We start from the raw sequence: 14,994 nt of genomic DNA, 5'->3' as shown, positions 1-14,994 counted from the left end.
TCCCGCTCCCGCGGTCAGGAGGACGAGGTCATGGACGGCGTGCCCGCATTCCCGCCGGCGCTGGGGCTCGCACCGGAGCAGGTCGCGCAGGTGGTGCGGCTGGCCGGCCGGGCCCCGTCGCTGCACAACCGGCAGCCGTGGCTGTTCCGGGTGACCGCGGACGTGATCGAGCTGCACGCAGACCTCAGCCGCCGGATGCCCGGCACCGACCCGGAGGACCGGGAGCTGCGGCTGGGGTGCGGGGCGGCGCTGTACGACCTGCGGCTGGCGCTGGAGCACGTCGGGGTTCGGCCGCTGGTCACCCTGCTGCCCAGCGAGCGGGAACCGGAACTGCTGGCCCAGGTGCGGCGCGGCGGTTCCGTCCGGGTGCGCGCCGAGCAGTCCGCGCTGCTGCGCGCCATCACCGCCCGCCGCACCAACCGGCGCCCGTTCCTTGCCACCCCGGTGCCGAAGCCGCACCGCACCGCGCTGGTCGGCTCGGTGTCCGCCGAGCACTCCTGGCTGCACGTGGTCGACCGGCCGCAGCGCGCCGAGCTGCTCGGACTGGTGCGCCGGGCGCACGACCGGCAGCTGCGCGACGAGGCGTTCCGCGCGGAGATGGCGGCGTGGACGGGATTGCCGGACGGTGCGGCGGAAGGCGTGCAGGCCGCCTCGGCGGGCCCGACCCGGGAACCGCAGGACGAGTGGGTGCTGCGCGACTACTCCGGTGGGCGGGACCGGCCGCGGGTGCCGGGCAAGGACTTCGAGGACGACCCGCTGATGCTGGTGCTGTGCTCGTACGGCCGCGGCAGGCAGGCGGACCTGGAGGCGGGGGAGGCGTTGCAGCGGCTGCTGCTGACCGCGACCTCGCTCGGGCTGGCCGCCTCGATGCTCTCCCAGGTGATCGAGGTGCGGGAGACCCGGGGGGAACTGCGGGCGCTGCTCGGCGGAACGCTGGAACCGCAGGCGGTGCTGCGGATCGGCTACGGCACCCCGGTGCCGGCCACCCCGCGCCGCGCCCCGGAGGACACCCTGCTCACCGCGCCGCGGCCCGCGGTCGCGCCGTGAGGCCGGTTCGCGGAGGGAACCCCTGCGGTGATCGCGAACCGTGGACCGGAGGGCGGCGATGTGGTTCCCTCCCGGTGGGACGTCCCGCCCACAACGGCGTGAGCGGGCGTCTCGTCAGCTCCCGGACCGCTCGCGGGAGCGGATGAGCACTTCCACGCCGTCCAGCACGCGGGCCAGTCCGAACTCGAAGCGGTGCGCCGCGTTCGTCGCCGCGCCGTGCGCCGAGCCCGCCGCGGTGCCCACCTTCGCCGCGGTGGGGAAGTGCTCCGGGTCGATCAGCCGGTCCAGCAGCGGGGCGTGCGCCTGCCACCACTGCTCGTCGGTGAGGCCGGTGCGCCGTTCGGCGTCGGCGGCTTCCGCGGCCCCGCGGGCGGCGGTGCGCGCGTGCCCGAGCACGAGGCTCAGCACCGAATCCATCTCGACCTCGGTGAGCCCGATGCCGTCGACGGTGCGCAGTTCGCGCTCGTACTTCGCGGTCTCCTGCGGGCCGAGCACGGGACGGGCGGTGCCGATCTCCAGCGTCCACGGGTGCTTGCGGTGCAGTTTCCAGTTCTGCCGCGCCACGTGCTCCAGCTTCGCGCGCCAGCCGGTGAGCTCGGGGCCGGGCGGCTCGGTCTCGCCGTAGACGGTGTCGAGCATGACGTCGATGAGGTCTTCCTTGCTCGGCACGTAGGTGTAGAGCGACATGGTGCCCGCGCCGAGCCGTTCGGCGACGCCGCGCATCGACAGCGCGGCGAGGCCTTCGGCATCGGCGAGCTCGATGCCGGCCCGCACGATCTCGTCGGCGCCGAGCCCGGGTTTGCGGGAGCGGTGCTCCGGCGCTCGCCACAGCAGCGCCAGCGTCCGCGCCGGATCCCGCTTCCTGACCACCATGCACGCCCCTGTTCGCCGTCCGGGTGCTTCCGGACCGCCGTGCGCCGGGGCCCGATCGGCCACCCAGCCTAGCCAACCGCGGACGAGTCGATCATCGTCCGGGCGGTGGGTGCTCGATCCCCGGCGGGACCGGCGGTGCGCGGGACTGGGTGATCTCGGGGCGGTATAAGGGACCCATGCCTTCCGCCCGCGCCACCGCCGTCCTGTTCCCCGTTCCCGTCGCGGATCCGCTGCTGCGCGCGGTCGGCGAGCGGTTCCCGGGCGCGGTGCGGCCGGGGTTGCCCGCGCACCTCACGGTGCTGCACCCGTTCCTGCCGGAGGTGGACGAGGCGGTGCTGGCCGAACTGGCCGAGCTCGTCGCGCGCCGCGCACCGGTGCGGGTGGAGTTCACCGCGGACGTGGCGCAGCGCCACCTCGACGCGGGATTCGTGCCGTTGCGGCCCGAACCGGACGGTCCGCTGCGCGAGCTGACCGCGGAGCTCGCCGCGCGGTGGGACCTGCGCCCCTACGACGGCAGGTACGGCGAACCTGATCCGCACGTCACGATCGCGCTCGACGTGACCCCGCAGCGGGCGCGGGAGATCGCCGAGCACGTGGCGGGTGCTCTTCCGCCGCCCGCGCTGCTGGACGAGGCGTGGCTGGTGGAATTCGACGGCGCCTGGTCGCTGCGGGCCCGGTTGCCGTTGCGCGGCTAGTAGATCCCGTCCTCGCCGTTGGCGGCGCGCAGCGTGCGCATCGCTTCGGCGAGCGCCTCGGACCGGTCCAGCCCGAGCGGGGCGAGGACGCGGCGGCGCAGGATCTCGGCGCAGGCTTCGCGGGCGCGTTCGGCCATGTCGAGGCCGTGCTCGGTGAGCACCGCGTAGGTGACGCGGCGGTCGGTGTCGCAGGGTTCGCGCACGATCAGGTCGGCGGCGGCGAGCCGGTCGGCGACCTTGGTGAAGCCACCGCTGCTGAGCGCGGCTTCCCGGGCGAGTCGGGTCATCGGCATCTTGTGCTCGGGGGAGCGCACCAGGCGAAGCAGGATGTCGAAGGACCCGGGGGCGAGGCCGAAGCGGTCGGCGATCTCGCTCATCAGGCGTTCCTGGGTGAGGTGGTAGCCCTCGATCACCAGGCCCCACCAGGTGACGATCTCGTCGTCGTCGGTGCCGGGGTCGGCCCGCGCACCTCCGTTCTCCGTCGTCCGCACCGCGTTCGTGGCGCTGCCGCCGCTCACCTGTTCTCCCCTCGGGTGGTCCGTTCGCCGGAGCGAGTCTACCGCCCCGATGCTTCGCCGGAAAGTATCTTGCGCGGAAGAGGAAATCTCGATAGCGTCGTCCCCGAGGAGCCGCGGAGCTCCCGAACGAGAACCCCGGCCGGGTTCGACGCCCGGCCCCGCGAAGGAGTTGTTCATGGCCGACCCCGTCAAGCTCAGCGTCATCTACTACTCGTCGACCGGCACGATCAACGAGATCGCGAACGCACTGGTCGCCGAGGCGGAGCAGGCCGGCGCCGAGGTGCGCCTGCGCAAGGCGCCCGAGCTGGCCCCCGACGCCGCCATCGACGCGAACCCCGCGTGGCGCGCCAACGTCGAGGCCACCCGGTCGGTGCCGGAGGTCGCGGCCGAGGACGTGGTGTGGGCCGACGCGGTGATCTTCGGTTCGCCCACCCGCTACGGCAACATCGCCGCCCAGCTCAAGCAGTTCATCGACACCCTCGGCGGCGAGTGGCAGCAGGGCCTGCTGGCCGACAAGGTCTACAGCGGCTTCACCTCCAGCGCCACCAAGCACGGCGGCCAGGAGTCCACGCTGCTGGCGCTGTACAACACGATCCACCACTTCGGCGGCATCATCGTGAGCCCCGGCTACACCGACGGCTCCAAGTTCGTCGACGGCAACCCGTACGGCACCAGCCACGTCGACGCCCAGGGCCAGCTGCCGGTGGACGACGAGACCCGCACCGCCGCCGGGGTGCAGGCCCGCCGCGTCGTCGAGGTCGCCCGGCGCCTCAAGAACGGCGCCTGACCGCTTCCGCCCGACCGCTTCGGTGGCCCTGCGGGCGGCGGAAGCTCCGGCGGTCCTCCCGGTCGGGGGGCCTTCGGCGGGAGGACCGCCGGACACCCGCGCACCCGCGCGGGTTCCCTTCCAGCAGTGGAGATTTCGATGAGCATCGCGACGAGCGGGCTGCACCACGTCACGGCGATCGCGGGCGATCCGCAGCGCAACGCGGACTTCTACCTGCGGACGCTGGGCTTGCGCCTGGTCAAGACGACGGTCAACTTCGACGACCCGGGCACCTACCACCTCTACTACGGCGACGAGTCCGGCAAACCCGGTTCGCTGCTGACGTTCTTCCCGTGGAAGGACGCGCCCAGCGGGCGGCACGGCACCGGCCAGGCCACCACCACGTCGTTCTCGGTGCCGGAGGGCTCGATCGGCTGGTGGCAGCGGCACCTGGCCGAGCAGGGCGTCGAGACCAGCCGGGTGCACAGCCGCGACGGCGAGGAGGCGCTGACCTTCCGCGACCCGGACGGCCTGGCGCTGTCCCTGGTCGCGCACCCGCAGGGCGATCCGCGCGCGCCGTGGGAAGGCGGCACCGTGCCCGCCGAGCACGGGGTGCGCGGCCTGCACTCGGTGACGTTGTCGGTCGACCACGAGGACGCGACCGCCGAGATGTTCCGCGGCCTCGGCCTCGAATTCGCCGCCCAGGAGCAGAACCGCCTCCGGTTCACCGCCGGGGACGGCGGGCCGGGCGCCTTCGTCGACGTGCTGGTCACCCCGGACGCCCCGCGGGGCCTGGTCGCCGCGGGCGCGGTGCACCACGTGGCGTGGCGGGCGCCGGACGAGGCGACGCAGGCCGCGTGGCGGGAGGAGCTCGTCGGCGACGGGGTGAACGTCACCTCCATCCTGGACCGGCAGTACTTCCGCTCCCTCTACTTCCGCGAACCCGGCGGCACCCTGCTGGAGATCGCCACCGACGAACCCGGCTTCACCGCGGACGAACCCCTGCTGGAACTGGGGCGCGCGTTGAAGCTGCCGCCGTGGCTGGAGCCGAAGCGCGAGGACATCGACCGCATGCTGCCGAAGCTGGACCTGCCCGCCGAGAACAACCCGGAGGTGCTGGGGTGACCGCGCTGTCCCTGCCGCACGAGCACGCCGGCGGCGACGCGGACGCGCCCGTGCTGGTGCTGCTGCACGGCACCGGGGGCGCGCCCGGTGACCTGCGCGGGCTCGCCGAGCAGCTCAGCCCGCGGTCTCCGGTGCTCGCCCCCGCCGGGCCGGTGTCGGAGGGCGGCGCGGCCCGCTGGTTCCGGCGGCTGGCGGAGGGCGTGTTCGACACCGAGGACGTCGTGGCCCGCGCCCACCAGCTCGCCGACTTCCTCGCCGAGGCCGTGGACGCCTACGGGTGGCGCGGCAGGCGGCTCGTCGCCGTCGGCTTCTCCAACGGCGCCAACATCGCGGCCGCGGTGGCCCTGTTGCGCCCGGAGGTGCTGACCGAGGCGGTGCTGTTCGCCGCGATGCTGCCCGTCCCGGACGCGCCCCGGCACGACCTCACCGGCACCCGGGTGTTCCTCGGCAACGGGCAGGCCGATCCGATGGCCCCGCTGGCCGCCGCGAACGGGCTGGTCGAGGCGCTGACCGCTCGCGGTGCGGAGATCACGACGTCCTGGCACCCTGGCGGGCACCAGATCACCGCGGCGGGCGTGCGCGACGCCGCGCAGTGGCTCACCCGCCCCTGAAATCGGGTCGGGGAGGGTGGAAGGCGGGTCGTTCGCCGGGTGGGGCGGACGGCCCGCCTTTCCCGTGCCCGGCCGCCTCTCCTGCCCGCTCGTACGCCCTGTCTAGGAGTTCCGCGGCCACCCTCCGGCGGCCGGACGCGCCTAGCCTGGACGGCATGGACGGTGACAACCCGCTCGGCGAATTCCTCCGCGCCCGCCGCGCCCAGGTGCGGCCCGAGGACTGGAACCTGCCCGCGGTGGGCAGGCGGCGGGTCGCGGGCCTGCGCCGCGAGGAGCTCGCCTCGCTGGCCGGGGTCAGCTCGGACTACTACGTGCGGCTGGAGCAGGGCCGGGAGCGCAACCCCTCGCCGCAGGTGATCGACGCGCTGGCGACGGTGCTGCACCTGGACGCGGAGGCCACGACGCACCTGCACCGCCTCACCCGGCCCGGCACCGTCCGGCGGACCGCGCGGTCGGAGCGGGTGAGCCCGAACCTGTTGCGGCTGCTGGAATCCTGGCCCGGCACCCCGGCGGTCGTGCTGGACCGCTACTACATTGTCCTTGCCGACAACGAGCTCGGCGCCGCCCTCTACGGCGGGCATCCCCACAGCGGTGATCTGGTGCGGATGCTGTTCCTCGATCCGGACGCGCACCGGTTCTTCCTGGACTGGGAGCGGGTCGCGGAGAACACCGTCGCCGGGCTGCACGCGGCCGCCGGTCTCGACCGCGAGGATCCGCGGCTGGTGGAGCTGGTCGGCGAGTTGTCCCTGCACAGCGCCGAGTTCGCCCGGTTGTGGGCGCGGCACGACGTCCGCCGCAAGGCCAACGAGTCCAAGCGGTTCTTCCACCCGCAGGTGGGGGAGATGACGTTGAGCTACGAGACGTTCTCGGTGCACAGCGCGCCGGGCCAGCAGCTGATGGTCTACCGCGCCGAACCGGGCAGCCCGTCGGCCGAAGCCCTCGCGCTCCTCGGCAGCCTCAACGCGCCCGCCGCCACCCGCCCGATCCCGGATTCCTCGCGCCACCACGGGTGAATCGGCCCGGTGCGCCGATCGGGTCGTGCGCTGCTCGACTCATCCGGCCGGTGCCGTCGGGGTGAAGGTGACGCCGGAGGAGACCTCGCAGTGCGTGTCCGCGCCGGTCCCGGCGCACTCGGCCCCGCTGTGCGGTCCGTCGGGCGTGCCGGAGCGGGACGAGAGCTCGGTGTCGCCGCGCCCGGTCCCGGACGAGGACACCTCCCACGGCGGTGGCGGGGCGCTGGACTCCGCGACCGGCGGTGGTGCCGGTGGCGCGGGTGCGGGCGTGGTCGCCGGGGACGTGCCGAGCACCAGGGCGACGGCGGCGAGCGGCGCACAGACGGCCAGCCTGCGGCGGGCCCGGCCGTCGGTGATGGTCAGGTCGCCGTGGACCGCTCCGACCTGGACCGTTCGGCCGCTGGTGCCGGACATGGTGTTGCGGTGTCGGTTCTGCTCGTTCATGCGGCTCCAGCCCCAGTGGAAAGCACCGGAGGAAAATCCCGGTGGAAAGCCCCGGCGGAAGGCCGGTGGGAAATCTCGGTGGGAAGTCCCGGTGGGATTCCCTGAATCGGAGATTAGGCCTTTCGGCGGTCGCGCGGAACCGTTCGGGCGTGGAAATTGCGCCGTGCCGCGCGACATCGGCGCTCTTCCGGTGCCACTGCGGATTTCGTGCAAGTGGTGCGACCGGTCATCGCACGATTCGACGATTCGGCGATGTCGGCTGCGGAACGGGATGCCGCTTCCGGTTGCGGGCGCGGCCGGTTCAGCCGTCGTCCCGCGGCCCGTTCGCCGACACGCCTTCCGCTGCCGCCTCGATCAGCCAGGGATCGGCGTCCCTGGTCGGGCTCAGGTTCGCGTACACCGCCGACACGCCGATCAGGTAGCGGTGGTCGGTGCGCTGGTAGCCGTACCTGCGCGCGTCGGTGTAGCCGGTCGAGCAGGCGTGCTGCCCGATCCCGGACCGGGGGCACCACACGCCGAAGTCCCAGTGCGCGTTCCCGTTGATGCTCGCCCGGGCACCGCCCGCGGCCGCGGCCGTCTCGAACGGGATGACCTGTACCGAGACGAGCACCTGCGCGTTCTCGCCCGCGGTGTCGTCGTCGACCAGGTAGACGCCGCTCATCGCGGTCGAGCAGCGGTAGGAGTGCAGGGTGCGGCGGACGTCCTCGCTGGTGCCGGTGGCCTCCCCGCAGGGCGTCGCGCCCGCGGAGACCAGCTCGTACGTGGTCCCGCGATCGGTGGTGAACGAGTTCACGAGCAGCGCGGAACTGGTGAACGGGGTGGGATCGGTGTCCTCGTCGTCCAGGTCGGCGGGGTCGAATTCGGGTTCCTCCTCGCCGGAGGTCGTTTCCGCGGTGGTTTCCTCGGCGCTCTCGGATGCTTCGGTGGTCGCCGATTCCTCGGTGGTCGGGTGGTCGTCGGATTCCGAGGTGTCCGCGGCGTAGTGGTCGAAGGTCGGCGCGGCCGACGTGCTCGGCCCCGACGCCACCCAATCCCGGACCTCGCCGACGTTCTGGAACCCGAGGAATCCGAGCACAGTCACCGCGGACGCGGCGAATCCGATGATCGCCACCCACGGAACGTTGCTGGAATCCGGTTGCCCGGTCCGGGACTCGTCCTCGTCGTCGTCCGCCATGCCGCGCCCCCAGGATCAGTCGTGCCCCACGATCGTGATCAGTGGATCAGCGTAGCGGGATCTCGGCTCGTGCCACGGGGTTTTCAGCCGGTCGGAGCGCGGAGGTCCTTGACGTGCAGGACCTTGTCGTGGCGGGTGCCGTCGGCCGGGGCGACGAACCCGGCGAGGCGCCCGTATTCGACGAACCCCTCGGAGCGGTACAGGCGTTCGGCGGCGTGGTTGTCCCCGCGGAAGTCGAGGGTGAGCTGTTCGACGCCGGCCGCCCGGGCGCTCGCCACGAGCGCGCGCAGCACGGCCCGGCCGATCCCGCGCCTGCTCGCGGACGGGGCGACGGCCAGCTTCTCCAGGTCCGCGTGCGGGCGGTGCGTCGGCCGCGCGTAGCGCCGCCAGTACCCGAACCCGACGAGCTCGCCCGCGTCCCGGGCCACCGCGCACGCGGCCTCGCCCGGCCCGTCGGCGAGGATCCCGCCGATCAGCTCGGCGATCTCCGCGCGCGGCGGCGGTTCCACCCACCCGAGCGCGGCCCCCGCCCGCACCTGCGCTTCCAGCAACTCCGCCACCGCGTCGACCAGTCCATCGTCCGCCGGACCCGGCACCACCACATCGACCATCCGCCAACCCCACCCCGAACCCCACCCCACGAGCAACCCGATCCCGAAGCGCGAAGAACCCCGCACCCGCCTGGGCGGATGCGGGGTCCCGTCCTCCCTCGCGCGACCCGGATCGGGGTAGGTCGCGGCGCACAGGAGGCTCGCGCGGGTCCGGCGCACCGGACCCGAGGTCAGGTCACGCGGCGCACGGTCCCTCGTGTCCGGTCTCGGTCGCGGCCAGGCAGCGAGGGCACCGAGCGGTCAGGTCCGCGGGCTCGGTCCGGCGCAAATCCAGCGGCCCGCGCACGTGTCCGCCGCAGGCTCGGGGGAGGCTGCCTCCAGCACACCGCAGGACACGATGCCAGCGGCCCCCGCCCGGGCCCCGCGCCCAAGCTCCGGTCCGTTCCGGACGCGGGGGGCTCGCCGCGCTCGGGCGAGCAGCGTCTCCGCGACACAAGAACCACAGGTGCCCGCCGGGACCGCCGATCGCGCCGCCACCACAACGGCACCGCACAGCGTCCGGCCGGTGCGAAGTTCCGCCACGTGCGTCAGTCCGGTCGCATCGACCGCGAAGCCCTCGATCATCCATGCCCGCCTCCTCCGCGCTTCTCCCGCAGCAGCAGGCCGTTGCAGTCGAGACAGCTGGGGGCGACGACCCACGCGGTCTCGTCGGTGTCGGCCGACAACGTCACCTCGTCGCCGCACACCGTGACCGCCTCGGTCGTCCGCCCGTCCCACCGAGATCCCCGGAACGCGTGCCTGCGTCCGTCTCCTGCCGGGCGCCAGAAGTGGCGTTGTCGATTTCGCTGGTGGTTTCCGACCATGCGAACCCTCCAGATCTGTTGCCGTACGATCACCGTGTGTGATCTTGACTCGTCAAAGATAAAGTTGACGTGTCAGAATGTCGATTACCTCTTCAGGTGACACCGCATGTCGGAGGCAGTGGATGGCAGCAACAGCGCAACGTCGGCATCTCGGCCAGTGGCTTCGGAAACTTCGCGTTGGCGCGGCTCTGAGCACGACCGATGCGGCGCGGAGGCTCGGCTGCTCGGAAGCAAAAATCAGGCACATGGAGGCCGGAAGATCGGGTGCGAAGAAGCTGGAGCTTGCGGCTTTGCTCGACCTCTACGGCGCTGATCAAGCTGTCCGGGGCGAGATGGAGGAGATCCGGCGAGCAGGGACGAGTCGTGGGCGTTGGTCCGCCTACCGGCTTCCTTCGTGGTTCGCGCCCTATGTCGACTACGAGACTGACGCTTCGCAGGTGTGTACGTTCGAACTGGGTATCATCCCCGGTCTGCTTCAAACCGAGGACTACGTGCGCGAGATGCACCAAGTCGGACGTGCATCGCTGAGTGGGGACACGCTGGATGCGTGGGTTTCGGCCAGGCTGGCGCGTCAGCGGAGGCTGCTTGAAGAGCCCCGACTGGAACTGCGGGTCGTGCTCGCGGAGGAAGCCCTGCATCGCCGTGTCGGCGGACGGGATCTCATGGACCGGCAGCTCGATCATCTGATCTCGATGTCCGCCCAGCCGAACGTGATCATTCAGGTGCTGCCGTACGGAGCGGGAGCGCACGCATGTCCGCACGGTTCCTTCGTGTTGCTCGGTTTTCCGGACTCGGACCACGAAAGCCTTGGGTACATGGATACTCCGATCGGCGGGCAACTCGTGGACAAGCCGGACGAAGTGGCCACGTTGGCGAAACTCTTCGATGACGTGCGGTCGACTGCATTGCCGGTGGCCGACAGCTCGGCGCTGATCCGCGGGCTGAGGGGGGAGCTTGTGGATCTCTGAGGGATACTGCGGGGCATGTCGATCTCTTCAGCGAAGTGGCGCAAGGCATCCCGGAGCGGGCAGGGGAACAACTGCGTCGAGGTGGCGCTGGACGTGCCGGGAAGAGCGTGGGTGCGGGACAGCAAGCTAGGTGAGGCGTCCCCGGTGCTGGTGGCGTCGGCCGACGGTTTCGCCGCGTTCCTCGGAGCGGTCAAGTCCGGCAAGTACGACCGCTGATCAGCCGCTGGGAAATGCCCCGCCGCCCGAGCAGGGAGGGGGCGGTCCTGCTCGGGGCGCTCGTCGTGGACGCCACCGAGCTAGCCCGGCCGTTTCGCCTCGTCGCGAACCGGCGCACCGGAAGGCGGCGGAGTTGAGCGCGTTCTTGCGCAACATCGCTGGATGTCACGCCTCACGCATGAAGGAGTAGCAACGTGCTTCCGGAGCCGAACTGGATCAAGTCCGCGCGATCGGGACAAGCGAACGCCTGCGTGGAGACAGCGCTGAACTTGCCCGGACGAGCTCTCCTCCGGGACAGCAAACTCGGCGAGGCGTCTCCGGTACTGGCCGCGTCGACGGCGGGTTTCGCGGCGTTCCTGGGGGCGGTCAAGTCCGGTCGGTACGACCGCTGATCAGCCGGTCGGTAGGGTTCCGCGGGGGCGGCGCGGCGCCGCTCCGGAACGGGGAGGGGTGTCCTGATGAGCACGCGGAGCATGACGTTGTTCCTGATCAGGACGCTCATCGTCCTCGCCCTGGTGGTCGGCGTGGCGTTCTACATCGGCTGGACCTGGATGACGGGGCTCGCGGTCGGGCTCGTCGCGCTCGCCGCCGTCGCGCAGGGCGGGGTGCTGTTCTGGCAGCGCGGCAAGGACGCCTCGAAGTGAGCGCCACGCAGCTTATAACCTCCGCCCGCGAGGGCTCCTGATCCGGCGATCGTGATGATCCCGACTCGCCGTCGCTGAGGTCACCACCTGTGGTGATGCCACCTTCGATGCATCCGCCCGCACCGATGTGCGAGGCTATAAGGGATCGAAGGGCGGGTGCATGGACGAACCGGCGGCAGCGCGCATGACCAAGAGCGAGTACGCCTACGCGAGCGTGCGCGAGAAGATCCTCTCCGGCGAGTTCCCGCCGGGCTCGGTGCTGAACCAGGCGACCCTCGCCCGCACCATCGGGATCAGCACCACCCCGCTGCGGGAGGCGCTGCGCAGGCTCATGACGGAACGGTTCGTGGAGCTCGACGCGCACCGCGACGCCCGCGTCACCCAGCTCAGCGGGGAAGAGGTCCGGGACCTCGTGGAGCTGCGGCGGGTGCTGGACCCGACGGCCGCCGCCCTCGCCGCCGAACGCCGCACCAAGGACGACATCGCCGAGATCCGCCGCTCCGTCGACGAGCAGCGGGCCCTGCCGAACGACCCGTCCTTGCAGCAGCTCGCCGAGCAGCGCCGGTTCCACGCCGCGATCTACCGCGCCTCGCACAACGATCTGCTCGTCGACGCGCTCGACGGGCTGTGGGACAAGGCCGACCGGTACCGGATGCACGCGCTCGCCGAAGGCCGCAGCTCCGCGGAGCGCAACGAGCGCGACGACGAGCACCGGCTGCTCGCCGAACACGTCATCGCCGGGGACGCCGAGGCCGCCGCCGACCTGATGCGCAGGCACATCGACGCCAGCCTCAGCGCCCGGTCCGCGCGCAGCCTGCTGCACGGCGACGCCTCGTGAGGCTCGACCGGCGGGTGTGGGTGCTGCTGGCGCACGCGGTGCTGACCCAGGTCGTCACCTTCGTGCTGCGGCCCGCCACCTCCTACCGCGCGCTGGAGCTGGACGTGCCCGCGTCCTGGCTGGGCGTGCTCTCCGGCAGCTTCGCGCTGGTGCCGCTGGTGCTGGCGCTGCCCGCCGGGCACATCGTGGACCGGCTGGGGGAGCGGCGGGTGATGGTCGCCGGCGGCGTACTGATGTGCGCGGCGGGCGCGGCGTTCCTGACCCTCGGCGGCTCGGTGCTGGGGCTCGTCGTGGGCAACGTGCTGCTGGGCACCGCCCACCTGTGCTCGGTGATCGGGCAGCAGGCGCTGGTGGCGAACATGACGTCCTCGGCGCGGCTGGACGCGGCGTTCGGCTACTACACGTTCGCCGCCTCCCTCGGGCAGGCCGCCGGGCCGCTGCTGATCGTCGTGTTCGGCGGTGCGGCGGCGATCCCGGACACCACGCCGATCTTCTGGGGAGCGACGGCGCTAGCCGCTGCGCTGCTGGTGTGCTCCTTCGGCATCACCAGCGGCACCCCGTCCTCGGCCGCCGCACCGGACGGCTCGCCGGGAGTGCGCGGGCTGCTGCGGCTGCCGGGACTGGTGCCCGCGCTGTGCACGAGCTGCGTGGTGCTCGCGGCCGTGGACCTGTCGGTGGTGTACCTCCCCGCGCTCGGCGCCGAACGGCACATCGCCTCCGGCGTGGTCGGTGGGCTGCTGGGACTGCGGGCGGTGGCCTCGATGGTGTCCCGGTTCTTCCTGGGCAGCACCACCCGGCTGCTGGGCCGCCGGAAGCTGCTGGTGCTGAGCATCACCGCCGCCGCGGTCGGGCTCGCGGTGACCGCGGCACCGGTGCCGGTGTGGGCGCTGGCCGTCGCGGTGCTGATCGCCGGGCTCGGGCTCGGCGTCGGGCAGCCGCTGACCATGTCGTGGCTGGCCGAATCGACACCGCCCGGCCTGCGCGGGCGCGCGATGTCGTTGCGCCTCACCGGGAACCGCGCCGGGCAGGTCGTGCTGCCCGGCGCGGTGGGGCTGGTCGCCAGCGGGGTCGGCGCGGCCGGGGTGCTGCTCGCCACCGCGATCGGGCTCGCGGGCACCGCGTTCCTCGCCCGCGGCCTGCCGTTCGACGGCGCCGACCGCGCCGGATGATCGCCTGCGGCGACCGCGCCGGGTGCTCGCCTGCGGCGCCGCCGCCGGATGATCGCCTGCGGCGCCGCCGCCGGGTGAACATCAGCGCCGCCGCAGGCCGTCCAGCGCGCGCCGCTGGTGCCGGTGCCCGATCGTCTCGTGGCCGAGCACCGTCACGTACGGCGCCAGCATCACCACCAGCAGGCACGCCGCGATCCCCACGCCCGCCGCGGCCAGCGCGACCGCGGCCCCGAGCACCCCGAGCGTGATCACCAGCAGCAGCACGTGGAACCCGTCGGCCTCCGACAGCAGCAGCGCGTGCAGCAGGTACACGACCAGCAGGTACAGCCCGAGCGGCACGGCCAGCGCCAGCACCACCGTGGCGTTGCCGATCGTCGAGTGGTGCTCCAGCTGCAACCCCGCCAGGTGCAGCCCGGCACCGGTCCCGGCGATTCCCCCGAACACCAGGATGTGCCCGTAGCCGAACAGGTAGCCGCGGGCGCGGCGCTGCTCCAGCACCCCGCCGAACGGGGTCGCGAAGTACACCCACCACATGCCGAAGGTCAGGCCGACGCCCGCGACGACCACCGCGACCGCGTCCCCGCTCCAGTTCACGCCGCTGCCGCCGCCGAGCAGCTCGCCGGAGGAGGCGATGGTGCCGACGACGCCTTCGCCGAGGGTGATGATCGCGAAGGCGCTGTAGCGCTCCGCCACGTGGTGCGGGTGCCAGGGCGTGCCGTGCGCGCGCCCCTGCGCGAAGACCGGCAGCGCCAGCTCCAGCAGCCCGAGCAGCACGAACGCCGCCAACGCGACGCCGAGCGGCAGGTTCGCGAAGGCGAGCACGACCCAGCCGACCTGCGCGAGCACCGTCCACCGGATGTTCGCGAAGCCGACCGCGCTGAACTCGGGCGATTCCCGCGCCGCCCGCCACCACTGCAGCACCATCGCGACCCGCATCACGACGTAGCCGAGCACGATCACCCGCACTTCGAGGCGCGACTCCTCGGCCAGGCCGGTGAACAGCGCGGGCAGGCCCAGGGCGAAGACGACCACGCCGATCATCTGCAGCATCGTCAACGCCCGGTACAGCCAGTCGTCGGTGTCGAAGGCGGAGGCGAACCAGCTGAAGCTGATCCACGCCACGCTGATCGCGAACATCGCGAGCACGAACGCGGTGATCCCTGGCACGACGTGCCCCCCGGCCAGCGTCTCGGCGAGGAAGGAGGCGGCGGTGCCGACCGCGACCACGAAGGTCAGGTCGAACAGCAGCTCCAGGGGAGTGGCGACCCGGCCCGGTTCGTCCGGGTCGCGACCGGTCATCGGCTGTCGCGGATGCGCCAGGCCACCGGGGTGGTCGTGCTCGCTCATGTTCGGCTTCCCGTCCGGGTCGTTCGCATCGGGCCGCGGGTGATCGTATGCGCCGATGGGCCGTTCGGGGGCTCGGGTGGCGGTGATCGGCCGCACGCCGACGGCAGGTGACCGTCCCGTTCGCCCGGCGTC

At 72.5% G+C, this 14,994-nt stretch carries 19 protein-coding genes; 12 read left to right on the top strand and 7 right to left on the bottom strand.

Going from position 1 to position 14,994, the window contains the following annotated elements; all coding sequences use genetic code 11:
- Positions 1-30: 30 nt before the first annotated feature.
- The gene (locus tag H1226_RS14915) at positions 31-1,047 is read left to right on the top strand and encodes an Acg family FMN-binding oxidoreductase (protein WP_224959147.1); all 1,017 of its coding nucleotides are present in this window, start codon (positions 31-33) and stop codon (positions 1,045-1,047) included.
- A gap of 114 nt (positions 1,048-1,161) precedes the next feature.
- Here the strand turns inward: H1226_RS14915 and H1226_RS14910 are convergent, their stop codons facing one another.
- On the bottom strand, positions 1,162-1,920 hold the full coding sequence (locus H1226_RS14910) for a TetR/AcrR family transcriptional regulator (RefSeq protein ID WP_258341252.1): 759 nt from the start codon (positions 1,918-1,920) through the stop codon (positions 1,162-1,164).
- Between the two features lie 176 nt (positions 1,921-2,096).
- Between H1226_RS14910 and H1226_RS14905 the strand changes: the two genes are divergently transcribed.
- Positions 2,097-2,615 (top strand): 2'-5' RNA ligase family protein, encoded by a 519-nt coding sequence (locus H1226_RS14905; protein WP_258341251.1) that lies wholly within the window; start codon positions 2,097-2,099, stop codon positions 2,613-2,615.
- On the opposite strand, the gene H1226_RS14900 is transcribed toward H1226_RS14905, so the two are convergent.
- On the bottom strand, positions 2,612-3,106 hold the full coding sequence (locus H1226_RS14900) for a MarR family winged helix-turn-helix transcriptional regulator (protein ID WP_224968444.1): 495 nt from the start codon (positions 3,104-3,106) through the stop codon (positions 2,612-2,614). The genes H1226_RS14905 and H1226_RS14900 overlap by 4 nt on opposite strands.
- A 202-nt stretch (positions 3,107-3,308) precedes the next feature.
- On the opposite strand from H1226_RS14900, the gene wrbA reads away from it, so the two are divergent.
- From wrbA to H1226_RS14880, 4 genes are all read left to right on the top strand, one after another.
- Positions 3,309-3,920, top strand: a complete 612-nt coding sequence (gene wrbA, locus H1226_RS14895) for an NAD(P)H:quinone oxidoreductase (protein WP_258341250.1) — start codon at positions 3,309-3,311, stop codon at positions 3,918-3,920.
- A gap of 138 nt (positions 3,921-4,058) precedes the next feature.
- Entirely contained in the window at positions 4,059-5,024 is a 966-nt protein-coding gene (locus H1226_RS14890; protein ID WP_224978087.1) for a ring-cleaving dioxygenase, read from the top strand.
- Complete coding sequence (locus tag H1226_RS14885; RefSeq protein ID WP_258341249.1) at positions 5,021-5,635, top strand: alpha/beta hydrolase; 615 nt, start codon at positions 5,021-5,023, stop codon at positions 5,633-5,635. The genes H1226_RS14890 and H1226_RS14885 overlap by 4 nt, the downstream gene beginning before the upstream one ends.
- Before the next feature lie 155 nt (positions 5,636-5,790).
- The gene (locus H1226_RS14880) at positions 5,791-6,648 is read left to right on the top strand and encodes a helix-turn-helix domain-containing protein (RefSeq protein WP_258341248.1); all 858 of its coding nucleotides are present in this window, start codon (positions 5,791-5,793) and stop codon (positions 6,646-6,648) included.
- Positions 6,649-6,687: 39 nt separating this feature from the next.
- On the opposite strand, the gene H1226_RS14875 is transcribed toward H1226_RS14880, so the two are convergent.
- From H1226_RS14875 to H1226_RS14860, 4 genes are all read right to left on the bottom strand, one after another.
- Complete coding sequence (locus tag H1226_RS14875; protein WP_258341247.1) at positions 6,688-7,092, bottom strand: hypothetical protein; 405 nt, start codon at positions 7,090-7,092, stop codon at positions 6,688-6,690.
- 301 nt (positions 7,093-7,393) lie between these two features.
- A complete protein-coding gene (locus H1226_RS14870) occupies positions 7,394-8,266 on the bottom strand; it encodes a hypothetical protein (protein ID WP_258341246.1) in 873 nt (290 codons plus the stop codon).
- A gap of 83 nt (positions 8,267-8,349) precedes the next feature.
- The gene (locus H1226_RS14865; RefSeq protein WP_258341245.1) at positions 8,350-8,877 is read right to left on the bottom strand and encodes a GNAT family N-acetyltransferase; all 528 of its coding nucleotides are present in this window, start codon (positions 8,875-8,877) and stop codon (positions 8,350-8,352) included.
- Positions 8,878-9,437: 560 nt separating this feature from the next.
- Entirely contained in the window at positions 9,438-9,680 is a 243-nt protein-coding gene (locus tag H1226_RS14860) for a zinc finger protein (protein ID WP_258341244.1), read from the bottom strand.
- 122 nt (positions 9,681-9,802) lie between these two features.
- Here H1226_RS14860 and H1226_RS14855 point away from each other — a divergent pair, with 122 nt between their 5' ends.
- The 6 genes from H1226_RS14855 to H1226_RS14830 all read left to right on the top strand — a co-directional run bounded on the left by H1226_RS14855 (position 9,803) and on the right by H1226_RS14830 (position 13,515).
- Positions 9,803-10,648, top strand: a complete 846-nt coding sequence (locus H1226_RS14855; RefSeq protein ID WP_258341243.1) for a helix-turn-helix domain-containing protein — start codon at positions 9,803-9,805, stop codon at positions 10,646-10,648.
- A gap of 15 nt (positions 10,649-10,663) precedes the next feature.
- Positions 10,664-10,864 (top strand): DUF397 domain-containing protein, encoded by a 201-nt coding sequence (locus H1226_RS14850; protein ID WP_258341242.1) that lies wholly within the window; start codon positions 10,664-10,666, stop codon positions 10,862-10,864.
- A 194-nt stretch (positions 10,865-11,058) separates the two neighbouring features.
- Positions 11,059-11,256, top strand: coding sequence for a DUF397 domain-containing protein (locus H1226_RS14845; protein WP_258341241.1), 198 nt, complete (start codon positions 11,059-11,061; stop codon positions 11,254-11,256).
- 66 nt (positions 11,257-11,322) lie between these two features.
- Positions 11,323-11,508, top strand: coding sequence for a hypothetical protein (locus tag H1226_RS14840; RefSeq protein WP_224967171.1), 186 nt, complete (start codon positions 11,323-11,325; stop codon positions 11,506-11,508).
- 184 nt (positions 11,509-11,692) lie between these two features.
- Positions 11,693-12,346, top strand: a complete 654-nt coding sequence (locus H1226_RS14835; RefSeq protein ID WP_258341240.1) for a GntR family transcriptional regulator — start codon at positions 11,693-11,695, stop codon at positions 12,344-12,346.
- Positions 12,343-13,515: an MFS transporter gene (locus H1226_RS14830; protein WP_258341239.1), complete on the top strand. Its 1,173-nt coding sequence runs from the start codon at positions 12,343-12,345 to the stop codon at positions 13,513-13,515. The genes H1226_RS14835 and H1226_RS14830 overlap by 4 nt, the downstream gene beginning before the upstream one ends.
- Before the next feature lie 81 nt (positions 13,516-13,596).
- On the opposite strand, the gene H1226_RS14825 is transcribed toward H1226_RS14830, so the two are convergent.
- Positions 13,597-14,862, bottom strand: a complete 1,266-nt coding sequence (locus H1226_RS14825; RefSeq protein WP_258341238.1) for a low temperature requirement protein A — start codon at positions 14,860-14,862, stop codon at positions 13,597-13,599.
- Positions 14,863-14,994 lie beyond the last annotated feature (132 nt).

Origin of the sequence: Saccharopolyspora gregorii (genome assembly GCF_024734405.1) — a bacterium.
Taxonomy (GTDB): Bacteria; Actinomycetota; Actinomycetes; order Mycobacteriales; family Pseudonocardiaceae; genus Saccharopolyspora_C; species Saccharopolyspora_C gregorii.
The sequence above is the reverse complement of the archived record's forward strand: the minus strand, read 5'-3'. Positions and strand labels throughout refer to the sequence as shown.